Source organism: uncultured Bradyrhizobium sp. (genome assembly GCF_947648125.1).
In the GTDB taxonomy this organism is placed as follows: Bacteria; Pseudomonadota; Alphaproteobacteria; order Rhizobiales; family Xanthobacteraceae; genus Bradyrhizobium.
Map to the genome: position 1 here is coordinate 15,015 of NZ_CANSMR010000016.1, position 12,146 is coordinate 27,160.

The following is a 12,146-nucleotide window of genomic DNA, read 5'->3' on the forward strand; positions in this document are numbered from 1 at the left end:
GGCAGCCGTGGGGCGATAATGAGAAATCCTCAAGCCGGGTTGAGACGGCATCGAGAGTGAAGCTTGCGTGCTGAATAGCGACAGATCGCGCCGCGATCGGGCCCGATTATCGCGTCACCATGGCGCGCCGCTTCACTGTTGAGATTTTCTCAACTCGCCTGCCGGATTCGTCAATCACACCGAGCCAGACACTCGGTCATTGTGGAGCCGACGCATTGCTCCGCAATCAGCCGAGGCCAGTAATGACGACCCTTCTGCATATCGATGCCAGCCCGCGCGGCGACCGTTCGGTCAGCCGAAAACTCTCCAAATCGTTTGTCGAGCACTGGCTCACGCACGAGCCGGGCGCCACGGTCATCGCGCGCGACGTCGGCCGCGACCCGCCGCCGCTCATCACGGAGGCGTGGGTGGCCGCCGCCTTCACCGCACCCGGCGACCACACGGCGGAGCAGCGCGACGAGCTTCGTCTCTCCGACGCCCTGATCGACGAGCTCGAACGCGCCAACGTGATCGTCATCGGGGCGCCGATGCACAATTACGGCATGCCGGCCGCGCTGAAGTCATGGTTCGACAAGGTGATTCGCATCGACAAGACCTTCAGCTTCGATCTCGCACGCGGCGACTTTCCGCTCGAACCGGTCATGCGCGGCAAGACGCTTGTGGTGCTGAGCTCGCGCGGCGAATTCGGCTTCGGCCCCGGCGGGGTGCGGGAGACCATGAACCATCTGGAGCCTCACATCTTCACCTGCGCCCACTATCTCGGGGTGCAGGAGAGCCATCTGATCGCGGTCGACTACCAGGAGTTCAACGATGACCGCTACCGACGCTCGCTCGCCGACGCCTTCGCCGCGATCCCGGTGCTAGTCCGGCAGTGTCTTGGAATCGACGGGCCTGTTAATGTGGCGGCGGAATGATGCGCCACTGTCCGCCGGCTGCATGAGGATGATCCGATGATCCGTAATCCCATCCCCTGGCCGAACGGCGCGCGCTGCGCCTGTGCGATCACGTTCGACGTCGACGCCGACAGTCTCATTCATATCGCCCGGCCGAAGGATTCGTTCGACCGGCTCTATCCGATCACGATGGGACGTTACGGTCCGACCGTCGGCGTGCCGCGGATCCTGGAGACCTATCGCCGCCTCGGCTTGAAGCAGTCGTTCTTCATGCCGGCCTGGACCATGCAGCGCTATCCGGATGCGGTGGAGGCGATCCTTAAAGCGGGCCACGAGATCGGCCATCACGGCTACATCCACGAAGACCCGACGGAGATTTCCTCGGCGCAACAGCGCGAGGCCTTCGAACGCGCGCTTGCCATTCATGTCGCGATGACCGGGCGCAAGCCGCGCGGCTACCGCGCGCCGGTCTACAACGCCAACCAGACCACGATCGATCTCCTGATCGAGCACGGCTTCGTCTACGATTCGTCGCTGATGGCCGACGACATCCCGTACCAGATGCGCACCGCGCGCGGATCGCTCTACGAGATGCCGCCGCACTGGGGATCGGACGATTGGCCACCCTTCGCCCATTACGCGGAGATCGGCTACATGATGCCGGTCAAATCGCCGAGCGAGGGCCTTGCCGCCTCGTTCGAGGAGTTCGAGGCAGCCTATGAGGCCGGCGGATTCTGGATGGGGATCTGGCACCCGTTCCTGACCGGCCGGCTCGCTCGCTGGCGGGTCGTGGAGCGCTGGCTCGAGCGGATCGTTGCCGAACGCAAGGTCTGGTTCGCATCGCTCGAGGACATCGCCGCGCATCTCGACGGCCTGGTCAAGGCGGGCACCTACCAGGTCCGCGTCGAAACCCTGCCCTACTTCACGCAGCCTGTGTCATGACCTGTTCGGGAGCCGCCCGAAATGCGGCGGCTTCCCCGCGCAGCCAGTCGATGAATGCCGTCACTGACTTGCGCCGGCCAGCGCTCGACGCATCGACGAGACGATAGGCAAAGCCCGCTAGCGCGGGACCATCGAGCCGGCGCAGCGTGCCCTGACGCAGTTGCTCGTCCACCAGCGCATCGCTGCACAACAAGGGTCCGAACCCGCGCTCGGCGGCATGCAACGCCAGCGGCTCCTCGCTGTACCAGGAGATGCGGAAGTCCCGGCCGGGATCATGATCGGCTCCCGCGAGCCAGGCCGACCACGCCGGCGAGTCCAGCGCCGCGTTCTTCCACCGGAACGCCAGCAGCGAGCGCGAGCGGACGTCGTCAATGCCAAGACGAGCACCGGGCGGACAGATCGCGCTCGCTGCCACGGCAATATAGCGATCGCTGAACAGCACCGATCTCTCGCCGGCGCGGTCGCCGCGTCCGTAGCGGATCGCCAGATCGATGCCGTCTGCGCCCGGCGTCCTCACCTCTTCGGTCGCGTCGATGTGGACGACGAGGTGAGGAAACGCCGCGTTGAAGCGTGCGAGCCGCGGCATCAGCCAGCGCTCGGCGAAGGCGCGTGTGGTGGATACGGAGATCGCATCGCCATCGGCCGGCGGCCTGATCGCGGCAAAGGCGCTCGCCATGCGGTCGAAACCATCGCGCAGCATCGGGAACACCGCATGGCCCTCCGCGGTCAGCACGACCGCGCGGCCGGAGCGTTCGAACAGTCTGTGGCCCAGAATCGCTTCGAGTTGCCGGACCTGATGGCTGATCGCCGTCACCGTGACACAGAGTTCATTGGCGGCGGCGGTGAAGCTCTCGTGACGCGCGGCGGCTTCGAACGCGCGGACGGCATTGAGCGGCGGCAGCTTGCGCATGATCGGTTCTCCGCGCTGCCCGTATCAGGCGATGAGAAAGTGAGCGTCGGTCGGCCGCATGTCGTTCACCGGCACCATGTCCTGCGGACAGGCGGAGAACACGATGACGAGCTCCATCTCGGCGCGCAGCGCCACATACTGGCCGGCCTCGCTTACGGGAGGCTTGAAGTCCAGTTGTCCATGGTCGGCGACGGGCACATTCATGAACAGATTGAGCGGCGCCGGCGTCACCGCAGCCGACAGGCCGACCGCCTCGAGCGCATGCGCCAGATTCTGCGTGCAATTGTCGTGGTGGCCGACGGCGCCGAGCTGGCGATAGCGGTGAATGTCGCAGGCCGCGATCAGCGTATCGTGGATTCCCGGCGTGGTGTCGGCGACCAAGGTGAGGATCGCGCGGCGCCGGTTGGTGGTCAGCGTGTCGCCGACGCGCGGAATCAGCCGCAGCATCGACGCGCGGCTGTGCTCCATCGACATGAACTCGCCGGTGTCGCGGGCATTGAAGGCCCAGGTATCCACCACCTGCTTGCCGTGGGTGTTGACGACCATGACCGTCTCGCCCGCATCGAGGCGCGCCGCCACGCCGTTGCGGGCCGGAATCAGACGGGCGCGAGTCAGATCGATGGTTGCTACGGTCATTTGGTGCCTCCTCAATGGCTCGTTGCGCCATTGGAGCACCGCCCGTCATGTAATTCTAATAATATTAATTGTGTCCATTATAGCAGATTCGTATAGTCGTCCGATGCGCCTCCGACAGCTCGAATGCTTCCGCGCCCTGATGCTCCACGGCACCATGACCAGGGCGGCCGAGCTGCTCGGCATGTCGCAGCCCGGCATCAGCACGATGATCGCGGGCCTCGAGCACGAGACCGGCCTCAATCTCTTCCTGCGCCGCGGCGGCCGCCTGCAACCGACCCCGGAAGCCAAGCTGTTCTATGTCGAGGCCGCGCGCGCCCTCGAAGCCGCCGAGAACGCATCGCGCGTCGCGGCCGAGATCAGGTCCGGGCGGCGCGGTCACCTCGCGATCGCCGCCTATCCGAGCATTTCGATCAATTTGCTGCCGCGGCTGCTGTCGCAGTTCGCCAGGAACAAGCCCGAGCTGCAGATCAAGATCATCACGCGGAATTCTGCGACCGTCCGCGAGCTGATCTCAACGCAGCAATTCGACCTCGCGGTCGCCGAGCTGCCGCTGGATTATCCGACCTCGCACATGGAGGTGTTCTCGTATGAGTGCGTGTGCATGCTGCCGCCTGCGCATCCGCTGGCGAAACTCAAGCAGATCACCCCGGATGACCTCGACGGCGTCCCGTTCGTGACGCTGTTTCGCGGCGACCCGATCTACCAGCAGCTGGCATCCGCCTTCTCCGAATATGGCGCGCGCTGGAACGTGGTGGCGGAGACTGAGTTCTTCTCGACCGCCTGCCAGCTCGTCGCCGACGGCCGCGGCGTCGGCATCGTCGATCCCGTGGTGAGCAAGCCGTTCAGCGAGGGCCTCGCCATCCGCCCGTTCAAGCCGAAGATCCAGTACCAGATCGCGATCCTCTCCCCGACGCATGAGGCGCCGTCGCAGATGGCGCAGGATTTCGCCAAGCTGCTGCGGCGTGGTTTGCGGGGGTGAGTCGTGGTGGCGGCGCGAGAGGCTGACTGCATGCCCAGCGAAATGGGAGTAACGTGCTGAGTTGAACTTTGTGGAAGCGAGGCCCTTGGCCAGTCCGTCTTCGCTTTCGCTGGCGCTCAAGCTACGCCGGACACGCTTTGCCCTGACGGGCCAGGCGTGGCTGCGCCACGCGTAGCCCGTCAGGGCGAAGCGTGGTGGGGGAGGCAGGACTCGAACCTGCGAAGCCATGAGGCGGCTGATTTACAGTCAGCTCCCTTTGCCACTCGGGACACTCCCCCGTCCAACAGCGTCGAACCGGCCGCGCGAGTGGCGGCGGACCGGGTCATCGAAATGACGCTGATAACCGGCCGACCCGAAACGGGTGCGCGGTCGGGCGCGTTTATGGGCGAAGGCGGTCCCCAAAGTCAACCAAGCCGGCGCGCAATTTGCCGGTTAAATTGCCATTCTGCGACACCCGTGACACAAGCCTCACATGAGCGACCGCGACCGCAAACCCAATTTCCGAGGCAAGGGCGGTAAACCCTTCCAAAAAGGGCCGAAATTCGGCCGCCCGCCGGCCCGGCGGGAGCGCGAATCCGGTTCCGACGGACCGGTGATTCTGTATGGCTGGCACACGGTGGCGGCCGCGCTCGCCAACCCGGACCGCCATATCCGCAAGCTTTACCTCACCGAGAACGCCGCGAAGCGCCTTGCCGACGAAAACATCGCGACCCGCGTCACCCCGGAGATCGTCCGGCCCGGCGATATCGACCGGCGCCTCACCCCCGATGCCGTGCATCAGGGCCTTTTGGCGGAGGCCGAACCCCTGCCCTCGCCCGGCATCGACACGCTGGCGCAGGAGGGCATCGTGCTGGTGCTCGACCAGATCACCGATCCGCACAATGTCGGCGCCATCCTGCGCTCGGCCGCGGCGTTTGCGGTGAAGGCGATCGTCACCACTGCCCGCCACAGCCCGGAGGCCACCGGCGTGCTGGCGAAGTCCGCCTCCGGCGCGCTCGAGCTGGTGCCGATGGTGACCGTGCAGAATCTGGCGCGCGCGCTGAACGAACTGAACGACCACGGCTTCCAGACCGTCGGCCTCGACAGCGAGGGCACCGAGGATCTCGGCAAGGTTCAGTTGCAGCAACCGCTCGCGCTGGTGCTCGGCGCCGAAGGCAAGGGCTTGCGGCAATTGACGCGCGAGACCTGCCGCGTCGTCGCTCGCCTCGACATGCCCGGCGAGATCAAGAGCCTCAACGTCTCGAACGCCTGTGTGCTCGCGCTCTATATCGGCGCCAGCCGGCTCGGGCTGATGTAGCGAAAACGCCCGCTCGCTTGACGCGAACGGGCGCTGATGTCTCTTCGACCGATCGTCGGATCAGTAGTAGCGGCGCAGCACCGGATGGCCGTAGCGATGCGGCGCATAGCCGTAGCGATAGCCGTAGTGCGGACGGTAGGGCCGATAGTGATGGCGGTAGCCGTAGTGGCGATAGCCGTAATACGGGCGGCCATAGCCTTCGCGGTAGTACGGACGCGGCGCCCAATTGCCCGGACCGGTGTAGCTCGGGCCCTGGTTGACGTAATAGTACTGCTGCGCTGCGTCGGGGTAGGCCGCATCCGGGTCCGGCAGGCGCTCGACCGCGCCGTAACCGCCATACCCGTAGCCGTAGCCACCGCAGCCGCCGCAGCCATAGGTCACGGCAGGCGCGGCATAAACCGGCGCACCGCAAGGGTTGAAACCGCACGCCATTGCGGGCGCGGTCACCATGACGGCGACGGCCGCAATCAGTCCTTTGATCATTTGACGCATTACTCTCTCCTGTAAATCTTGCCTGTAGGTCTTGTTGTGGTCGCGTAGCTCTTGGTGGCTGTGAAGGGCCCTCTGCCAGAGGGCTCCCGATTTAGAAGCCTCTCGGTCGCGGTGGCCGCATCGGCGGACCCGGCAGCGGCCGCGGCCCGTTGAACTGCGGCGCGTAGATCACCGGCGGCGGATCGACCGGCACGCTGGACTGCGCCGGCAGCGGTGCGGAGTGTGCCGACCACGATTCATGATAGCTCTCGGCCGGCTGCGGCAGGCGGCGGTTGGCCGGCGGCTCGATCTCGAGGCGGCCGTATCCCGGCATGCGGCCGAGGCTCGGATAATAATGGCCGACATTCGGCTCGGGATCGATCGGGCGGCCGCCGTAGACGGTCGGCACCATCGAGTCGTTGCGGGCCAAGCCCATCGCACTCTCGACCACCGCGTAGGAGGCATCGACGCCGTTGATGATGATGGGCACGCCGGGACGCGAAGGCACGACGATGTCGAAGCCGCCGCCGGCCAGCGCCGTCGAGGTCATCGCAGCCAATATCGCCAGCGCAAGACTTCCGCGCATGTTCACCCAGCGTCCCGAATTGTTCCACCCGCAGCCTAATCCAACGGCTTGGCGGAAGGGTTAAGGGCGCGGGCCAAACTGGCGGTAAGCCTAACGCGTAAGCATCGGCATCCGGTCAATGCGGCCGTGCGGGATCAGAAATCGTTAACGGCGGCGAATGCGCGGCGCTGCGTCAGGCGAAGGCGTTCTCGATGATCGAGTGGATGCCGATCGCAATCGTGACCGCGCCGACCGCCATTTGCAGGCCGCGATTGGCCCAGGTCAGCCAGCGCGCGGAGGCCGCGAGCGGCACCGCGATCACACTGGACAGCACGCCCATCCCGATCATCGAGCCGACGCCGAACAGCGCGACATAGCCGAGCCCGATCACCGGGTTTGGCGCCTGCGACACCGTCAGCACCAACAGCGCCGCGGAGCCCGCCATGCCGTGCATCAGGCCGACCAGCAGCGTGCGCCAGCGGAAGCCGTGGGCATGGCTGTGCGCCGCGCGGACGTGCGGCAGGATGTCGCCGGCGTGGCTGTGGGCGTGGAAATGCGTCATGCCGTCGCCATGCGAATGGGTGTGGAAGTGCACGCGATCGCGCCACAGCCGCCACCACACATGCGCGCCGAGGCCGACCAGCATGACGCCGACCGCGGTCTCGATCGGCTGCGCCACCGTCTCGGGGATCGCGTGCCCGAGCAGGATCGCGGCGCCGGCGAAGAGGAACAGCGTGAGCGTGTGACCGAGGCCCCAGGTCAGGCCGTGCTTGACGATGTCACCGACATGGGTACGGCGCGCCGCGATGCTCGATACCGCCGCGATGTGATCCGGCTCCAGCGCATGCTGCATGCCGAGCAGAAAGCCAAGACTCAAGATTCCGAACATCAATCCCTCGCGCCGGCGCGTGACGGCAGATCAAACACCACATCGCCGATCTTGTCAGGCCGGCACCTCGTCAAACCAGCACCTCGTCGAACAGGCCTTGCATCGCCGCCCAGGAGCGGCGGTCGGCCCGCGCGTCGTAGAGCGCCGACTTCATGATCGAGCCGTCGGCGGTCGGGTTGGTAAAGCCGTGCAGCGTGTTGCCGTAGCTGATCACCTGCCAGTCGGCAACCTTGCCGGCGCGCATCTCGTTCTCGAACGCTGCAACCTGGTCGGAAGGCGCCAGCGGATCGTCGGCTCCGGTCAAGACCAGCACGCTCGCGCTCACTGCACCCGCTGCCGCAGGCTGCGTGGTCGAGAGCACGCCGTGCAAGCTGACGACGGCCTTGAGTTCGGCGCCGTCGCGCGCCAGCTCAAGCACGACCGTGCCACCGAAGCAGAAGCCGATCGCCGCGCAACTGGTGGCGTCGACCTCGGGCAATGCCGTGAGCGTCGCGAGCGCGGCGCGCGCCCGTGCGCGAAGCGTGGCAGGGTTTGTACGCAAATGACCGATCAACGCCATGGCCTGCTGCAGATCTGCGGCCTGCCGCCGCTCGCCGAACATGTCGGCGGCGAACGCTACATAGCCACGCTCGGCAAGCCTGCGTGCCCGCTCCATCGCGAAATCGCCGAGCCCGAGCCCTTCGTGGAATACCAGCACGCCGGGACGTTTGACGCCGCGGTCCTTGAACGCAAGATAGCCGCGCAAACTGGCGTCGCCGGCGGTGTAGTCGATGTCGCGTGCGTGCATCGAAATCCCTTCAAAAGCGCATGATCCGGAACGCATCATGCGCGCGAGTTTGGGAACTTCACACTGGTTTGAACGCAGGGCAAGGCCGCGCCGGAACAGGCACGGCACAGCGAGATTAGCTCTGCACTACGGCAAGAGGAGATCTCGCATGACACAGCTTAAGATCGTTGGCGCTGTCGCGCTCGTCGCCGCAGCGCTTGCGAGCCCCGCAATGGCGCAGCAGACCATCGGCACGCCCGCACGCTGCTCGAACGCAACTGCGGATGCCCGATGCCAGACGATGGCGCCGGGCACGACCCGCACCACCTACCACCACCGCTCCGACCGGCGTGACCGCGACTGGCAGGGCAGCTACAACCGGTATGACCCCGGCCCGTTCGGGCCCGTCGACGCTGCGGCCGGTGTGGTGGGCGGCGTGGTCGGTGGCGCCGTCGGAACAGCCGCCGCGATCGCCACCGCCCCGATCGGCGGCGCGGAATATGCCCGGCAGAACGGCTTTGTCTGCACCCCCGGCACCTGGTTCCGCGGCAGCGATGGTCTCCGGCATCCCTGCCAGTAGCTCAGGCGAAACGCTGATGCGCAAAAGGCGGCCTTCGGGCCGCCTTTTTGCCGCCTCGCCGGCGGACGCGAAGCGATCGATCCGGGCTTTCCGGGTTCTGGCCTCAAGTTCTGGTCTTCAAGTTCTAGTCCTGGCCCACCAAGTCTGCTATGCGAGCGCGCAAATCATTCCCATGTCGCCGGCTTAGCTCAGCGGTAGAGCAGCAGTTTTGTAAACTGAAGGTCGGGGGTTCAATCCCCTCAGCCGGCACCAGCTTTTCACGAAGTCAATGAGACGGGTCAGTTGGCCGTGCCTGGGTACGGGGTACCCAACCTGGTTTGCACGATTGGCGGGCGTGACGTTCGACCACCTGGTGGAGGCTTGCACTCCCTGAAAACATTCCGCAAAATTGCGCGACAGGAGCCACAAGCGGATTTCGGGCAGGCACCGGATGACGGAAAAGCAGTTGCGGGCGAGGACGTCGTTGCTGAAGGCCATGCTGTTGGTCTGTGCCCTGCTGATGGGCTACTCGGACCTCATCACCACCAACGAGATCTTGCAGCGGGGAATGGGCGAACTGAACCCGTTCATGTGGCTCACCCAGGAGTGGCTGGGCGAATGGTGGCTTGTAGCCAAACTGGGTTTGACCTACCTCGTGATATGGTTGCTTTGGCACGGCAACAGCGAGCGCCAAATGGCTTATGTGGTCGCCCTCATTGCACTGCCCGTCTACAACAATCTGTTCATCCTCGCGGGCGCCAATTGAGCTGACCCTGCGGTTGTGCTGACGAGCCGCCGGCAGCGCTGCTTGGCAGAGTTGCCGTGCTCCTCGTCGCCTACCGCCTGCATGGCGGGCTGTACAGCAAGGATACGCTGCGGGACGAGCGACTGAATCGGCTGATCGATGAACGCATCGATCGCCTGGACCTGAAGCGCGACAAGAAGCACGAGCCGTCCGAGCTATGAAGACCGGCCTGCCACGCCTCGTCGCGTGTATCTTCAGTCGGCTGAGATCGACCGTCGACCGCAGCAGCCCCGCCAGCTCGTCGGAGAAAACGGCAGCTCCGAGCATGGCGAAGCGGGCTTTGACGGCGGCGAACTGACCGCAGCACGGTTCTTCGACGCAGATGCCGATGCCGTCCGCTGCTGCAAATCTCTTGATGATCCCGTGAATGCCGACCGTCCTGCCGCCGATGTTGCCTTCAAACCGAAGTGCCTGGGCATCGAGTCCTCCATCCAGATCGACACGGCTTGCGCCGCGCATTGTCCTTGATCCAAGCCGAACACGTATTCGCGGTTCAATCAAAGAGACTCGCTCGGATTACCCACAACGTTTAACGGAAGCCGTAGTCTTCCGGTCCCCACGAGAATTGGATGATATCCGTCATCTCAGCGTACTTTGCGCGACGCAACTCGCAAACCAGCCGCTGGAAGCCAACGGCGGACCGATTGCCAATCACGCTTCCGCTGGTCCCAAGCGCGTCTCGGATGCCGGCGATCATTCGGCGTAGCCGGTCGATATCGACAGCAGCCGGGAACAGCCGGACGCCCTGTGTATTGGCAGGAATCGTGGGATCACCCCCGTAGCATCCCCCATCCCTCGCCTTGTTTCTGTCCTTGCAGCCCGAAACGCGGTATGCAGAATGTGGGATGGGACTCAGCCAATGACCTATTTGATCCTTGCCCGGGATGGCACCAGTCAAATCGTGCTGAAGCGCGACAGCGAAGACGCGGCCGAGAAGAAGGCGCGCGAGCTGAAGGAGATGGGTTGGTTCGAGGTCGAGGTCCGCGAGGACAAGGCCGGCCACCCGGTTGCGGCTACGGTGACCGATCGGCCCAACACCCTTCAATGACACTTCCCTTCAACGACGCCTTCCCTTCAATGACGTCTTGATGAACCTTTGCCGGATGGCCCTTACACATGTGTGAGGAGCCTACGATGTCCGACACAGCCCATTATCGCTTCCAGTCCGATCAGGCGCGACGGCTGGCCCGCCAGGTCACCGACGCCGCGGTGCGTGAAAAGCTGCTCGAAATGGCCGAGGAGTATGGCCGCTACGCCGACCAGATCGAGGCCCGCAGCATCGAACCAGCACCCGCCCAGGCGATGGCTCACTAGGCTGAACCCGGCCGCTCCCGCCGGCACACCGGGCTGATCGCGGTCAGGAAGCACCTCGCGGCACCGACGACCCAAGCTTTCAGGCCTGCTCCTGACGCTCTTTCTCAAGCCAGCGGCCAAACTGCGCGAAAGCGTGTGAGGATTTGTTCGGAACATTATGCCCTTTCACGCGATTTTCTCCGCATGAGGGTCCGCGAAACCAACCGCAATTTACTCCTTCTGGGCAGCTTCACGCTGCTGAGCGTGGCCGCTGCCGGCATCGTCGCCCTGCTCGATCCGGCGCCCGCGCCGGCCAGCGCCGCGCCCCGGCCGGCCGCGAATCAGGCGCCGGCCCCAAGCCGGGCACAGCCCGAGACGCGAGTCCGGATCGTCGGTACCCGGTTCGTCCCGAACACCAATCCGCGCCAGCGCTGACCGTCTTCGCGTAGAGCTCACGTCACAATTTTGTCACCGTGCCTGCAAAACAGGCGTCTTCGTCAACCATCATGATGGCGAGTGCTTGATTCCGCCGGGTTGCTCTGCTGCAATCCGCGCGCTCAAGGTGCGCCATGAAGTGGATGAAGGAACGCGATCTCCTGATCGCGCAGACAATGGCTTTCGTACAGTCGGTGAAGGGCAAGCTGCCCGACGCCGAGCTGCCGGCGGCTGCGCCGCGGGCCGCCGTGCCGCCAGCGCCTGCCCCGCTGCCAGCGACCGCGGCGACCACGGTCGAGGCAGCCTTTGAGACAAAGCCGGCCCTGGAGGCAAAGTCCGCCTTTGAGGAAAAGCCCGCCTTTGAGGCAAAGCCGGCTCTGGAGATCAAGCCTGCGGCCGAAGTCCAAAGGGTGGTGATGCCGCCGCCGCTTCCGGTGCCGACCGTGCTCGAGGGCCTGCCCCCCGCACCGCCGCCGTTGACGGTGACCGTCGTCGAAGTCCCGCCGCCGCTGCCGCCGCAATTTGCCAAGCTCGACATCAGCGGCGACTTCGGATCCGAGGTGCGGGAACGGGTCGCCAATTTCCGCGCGCAGCAGCAGCGCTTCCTCAGGGAGCGCGAGGAATACTGCACCACCACAATGGCCAAGGTCCGCGCCGCGATCCGCGACAACAGCGACCTGCCGCGCTCCGGCAAGTAACCGGCGCC

The 12,146-nt window shown here is 65.2% G+C and carries 18 protein-coding genes and 2 tRNA genes; 13 read left to right on the plus strand and 7 right to left on the minus strand.

Annotated elements, in window-relative coordinates; all coding sequences use genetic code 11:
• Window positions 1-242: 242 nt before the first annotated feature.
• A complete protein-coding gene (locus Q0030_RS25215) occupies window positions 243-914 on the plus strand; it encodes an NAD(P)H-dependent oxidoreductase (RefSeq protein ID WP_298372998.1) in 672 nt (223 codons plus the stop codon).
• Window positions 915-950: 36 nt separating this feature from the next.
• A complete protein-coding gene (locus Q0030_RS25220) occupies window positions 951-1,835 on the plus strand; it encodes a polysaccharide deacetylase (RefSeq protein WP_298373000.1) in 885 nt (294 codons plus the stop codon).
• On the opposite strand, the gene Q0030_RS25225 is transcribed toward Q0030_RS25220, so the two are convergent.
• A complete protein-coding gene (locus tag Q0030_RS25225; protein ID WP_298373002.1) occupies window positions 1,816-2,745 on the minus strand; it encodes a LysR substrate-binding domain-containing protein in 930 nt (309 codons plus the stop codon). The two genes, Q0030_RS25220 and Q0030_RS25225, sit on opposite strands and share 20 nt — an antisense overlap.
• Before the next feature lie 24 nt (window positions 2,746-2,769).
• Complete coding sequence (locus tag Q0030_RS25230; protein ID WP_298373003.1) at window positions 2,770-3,381, minus strand: urea carboxylase-associated family protein; 612 nt, start codon at window positions 3,379-3,381, stop codon at window positions 2,770-2,772.
• Between the two features lie 103 nt (window positions 3,382-3,484).
• Between Q0030_RS25230 and Q0030_RS25235 the strand changes: the two genes are divergently transcribed.
• Window positions 3,485-4,360 carry a LysR family transcriptional regulator gene (locus tag Q0030_RS25235; protein WP_298373005.1) on the plus strand — a complete coding sequence of 292 codons (876 nt, stop codon included), beginning with the start codon at window positions 3,485-3,487 and terminating at the stop codon, window positions 4,358-4,360.
• Between the two features lie 192 nt (window positions 4,361-4,552).
• On the opposite strand, the gene Q0030_RS25240 is transcribed toward Q0030_RS25235, so the two are convergent.
• Window positions 4,553-4,638 (minus strand) — tRNA-Tyr (locus Q0030_RS25240).
• Window positions 4,639-4,832: 194 nt separating this feature from the next.
• On the opposite strand from Q0030_RS25240, the gene rlmB reads away from it, so the two are divergent.
• On the plus strand, window positions 4,833-5,657 hold the full coding sequence (gene rlmB / locus Q0030_RS25245) for a 23S rRNA (guanosine(2251)-2'-O)-methyltransferase RlmB (RefSeq protein ID WP_298373007.1): 825 nt from the start codon (window positions 4,833-4,835) through the stop codon (window positions 5,655-5,657).
• A 60-nt stretch (window positions 5,658-5,717) separates the two neighbouring features.
• Here the strand turns inward: rlmB and Q0030_RS25250 are convergent, their stop codons facing one another.
• From Q0030_RS25250 to Q0030_RS25265, 4 genes are all read right to left on the minus strand, one after another.
• Window positions 5,718-6,149, minus strand: coding sequence for a hypothetical protein (locus Q0030_RS25250; protein WP_229172306.1), 432 nt, complete (start codon window positions 6,147-6,149; stop codon window positions 5,718-5,720).
• 91 nt (window positions 6,150-6,240) lie between these two features.
• On the minus strand, window positions 6,241-6,714 hold the full coding sequence (locus Q0030_RS25255) for a hypothetical protein (protein WP_298373010.1): 474 nt from the start codon (window positions 6,712-6,714) through the stop codon (window positions 6,241-6,243).
• A gap of 172 nt (window positions 6,715-6,886) precedes the next feature.
• A complete protein-coding gene (locus tag Q0030_RS25260) occupies window positions 6,887-7,582 on the minus strand; it encodes an urease accessory protein (protein WP_298373013.1) in 696 nt (231 codons plus the stop codon).
• A gap of 70 nt (window positions 7,583-7,652) precedes the next feature.
• Window positions 7,653-8,369 (minus strand): dienelactone hydrolase family protein, encoded by a 717-nt coding sequence (locus Q0030_RS25265; RefSeq protein WP_298373016.1) that lies wholly within the window; start codon window positions 8,367-8,369, stop codon window positions 7,653-7,655.
• Between the two features lie 148 nt (window positions 8,370-8,517).
• Between Q0030_RS25265 and Q0030_RS25270 the strand changes: the two genes are divergently transcribed.
• The 9 genes from Q0030_RS25270 to Q0030_RS25310 all read left to right on the plus strand — a co-directional run bounded on the left by Q0030_RS25270 (window position 8,518) and on the right by Q0030_RS25310 (window position 12,138).
• Entirely contained in the window at window positions 8,518-8,928 is a 411-nt protein-coding gene (locus Q0030_RS25270; RefSeq protein ID WP_298373019.1) for a hypothetical protein, read from the plus strand.
• A gap of 177 nt (window positions 8,929-9,105) precedes the next feature.
• Window positions 9,106-9,180 (plus strand) — tRNA-Thr (locus tag Q0030_RS25275).
• A gap of 178 nt (window positions 9,181-9,358) precedes the next feature.
• The gene (locus Q0030_RS25280; protein ID WP_298373021.1) at window positions 9,359-9,673 is read left to right on the plus strand and encodes a DUF5658 family protein; all 315 of its coding nucleotides are present in this window, start codon (window positions 9,359-9,361) and stop codon (window positions 9,671-9,673) included.
• A gap of 56 nt (window positions 9,674-9,729) precedes the next feature.
• Entirely contained in the window at window positions 9,730-9,873 is a 144-nt protein-coding gene (locus Q0030_RS25285) for a hypothetical protein (protein ID WP_298373024.1), read from the plus strand.
• A 25-nt stretch (window positions 9,874-9,898) separates the two neighbouring features.
• Window positions 9,899-10,180 carry a hypothetical protein gene (locus tag Q0030_RS25290; protein ID WP_298373027.1) on the plus strand — a complete coding sequence of 94 codons (282 nt, stop codon included), beginning with the start codon at window positions 9,899-9,901 and terminating at the stop codon, window positions 10,178-10,180.
• 391 nt (window positions 10,181-10,571) lie between these two features.
• Window positions 10,572-10,760 (plus strand): hypothetical protein, encoded by a 189-nt coding sequence (locus tag Q0030_RS25295; protein ID WP_298373030.1) that lies wholly within the window; start codon window positions 10,572-10,574, stop codon window positions 10,758-10,760.
• A gap of 86 nt (window positions 10,761-10,846) precedes the next feature.
• Window positions 10,847-11,026: a hypothetical protein gene (locus tag Q0030_RS25300; RefSeq protein ID WP_212309788.1), complete on the plus strand. Its 180-nt coding sequence runs from the start codon at window positions 10,847-10,849 to the stop codon at window positions 11,024-11,026.
• Between the two features lie 183 nt (window positions 11,027-11,209).
• Complete coding sequence (locus tag Q0030_RS25305) at window positions 11,210-11,440, plus strand: hypothetical protein (protein ID WP_298373036.1); 231 nt, start codon at window positions 11,210-11,212, stop codon at window positions 11,438-11,440.
• Between the two features lie 134 nt (window positions 11,441-11,574).
• A complete protein-coding gene (locus tag Q0030_RS25310) occupies window positions 11,575-12,138 on the plus strand; it encodes a hypothetical protein (protein ID WP_298373038.1) in 564 nt (187 codons plus the stop codon).
• Window positions 12,139-12,146 lie beyond the last annotated feature (8 nt).

What these genes read in the sequence shown, in the direction of transcription:
- Q0030_RS25215 (WP_298372998.1), top strand. Translation starts at nt 243, where the DNA reads ATGACGACCCTTCTGCATATCGATGCCAGCCCGCGCGGCGACCGTTCG.
- Q0030_RS25220 (WP_298373000.1), top strand. Translation starts at nt 951, where the DNA reads ATGATCCGTAATCCCATCCCCTGGCCGAACGGCGCGCGCTGCGCCTGT.
- Q0030_RS25225 (WP_298373002.1), bottom strand. Translation starts at nt 2,745, where the DNA reads ATGCGCAAGCTGCCGCCGCTCAATGCCGTCCGCGCGTTCGAAGCCGCC.
- Q0030_RS25230 (WP_298373003.1), bottom strand. Translation starts at nt 3,381, where the DNA reads ATGACCGTAGCAACCATCGATCTGACTCGCGCCCGTCTGATTCCGGCC.
- Q0030_RS25235 (WP_298373005.1), top strand. Translation starts at nt 3,485, where the DNA reads ATGCGCCTCCGACAGCTCGAATGCTTCCGCGCCCTGATGCTCCACGGC.
- rlmB (WP_298373007.1), top strand. Translation starts at nt 4,833, where the DNA reads ATGAGCGACCGCGACCGCAAACCCAATTTCCGAGGCAAGGGCGGTAAA.
- Q0030_RS25250 (WP_229172306.1), bottom strand. Translation starts at nt 6,149, where the DNA reads ATGCGTCAAATGATCAAAGGACTGATTGCGGCCGTCGCCGTCATGGTG.
- Q0030_RS25255 (WP_298373010.1), bottom strand. Translation starts at nt 6,714, where the DNA reads ATGCGCGGAAGTCTTGCGCTGGCGATATTGGCTGCGATGACCTCGACG.
- Q0030_RS25260 (WP_298373013.1), bottom strand. Translation starts at nt 7,582, where the DNA reads ATGTTCGGAATCTTGAGTCTTGGCTTTCTGCTCGGCATGCAGCATGCG.
- Q0030_RS25265 (WP_298373016.1), bottom strand. Translation starts at nt 8,369, where the DNA reads ATGCACGCACGCGACATCGACTACACCGCCGGCGACGCCAGTTTGCGC.
- Q0030_RS25270 (WP_298373019.1), top strand. Translation starts at nt 8,518, where the DNA reads ATGACACAGCTTAAGATCGTTGGCGCTGTCGCGCTCGTCGCCGCAGCG.
- Q0030_RS25280 (WP_298373021.1), top strand. Translation starts at nt 9,359, where the DNA reads ATGACGGAAAAGCAGTTGCGGGCGAGGACGTCGTTGCTGAAGGCCATG.
- Q0030_RS25295 (WP_298373030.1), top strand. Translation starts at nt 10,572, where the DNA reads ATGACCTATTTGATCCTTGCCCGGGATGGCACCAGTCAAATCGTGCTG.
- Q0030_RS25300 (WP_212309788.1), top strand. Translation starts at nt 10,847, where the DNA reads ATGTCCGACACAGCCCATTATCGCTTCCAGTCCGATCAGGCGCGACGG.
- Q0030_RS25305 (WP_298373036.1), top strand. Translation starts at nt 11,210, where the DNA reads ATGAGGGTCCGCGAAACCAACCGCAATTTACTCCTTCTGGGCAGCTTC.
- Q0030_RS25310 (WP_298373038.1), top strand. Translation starts at nt 11,575, where the DNA reads ATGAAGTGGATGAAGGAACGCGATCTCCTGATCGCGCAGACAATGGCT.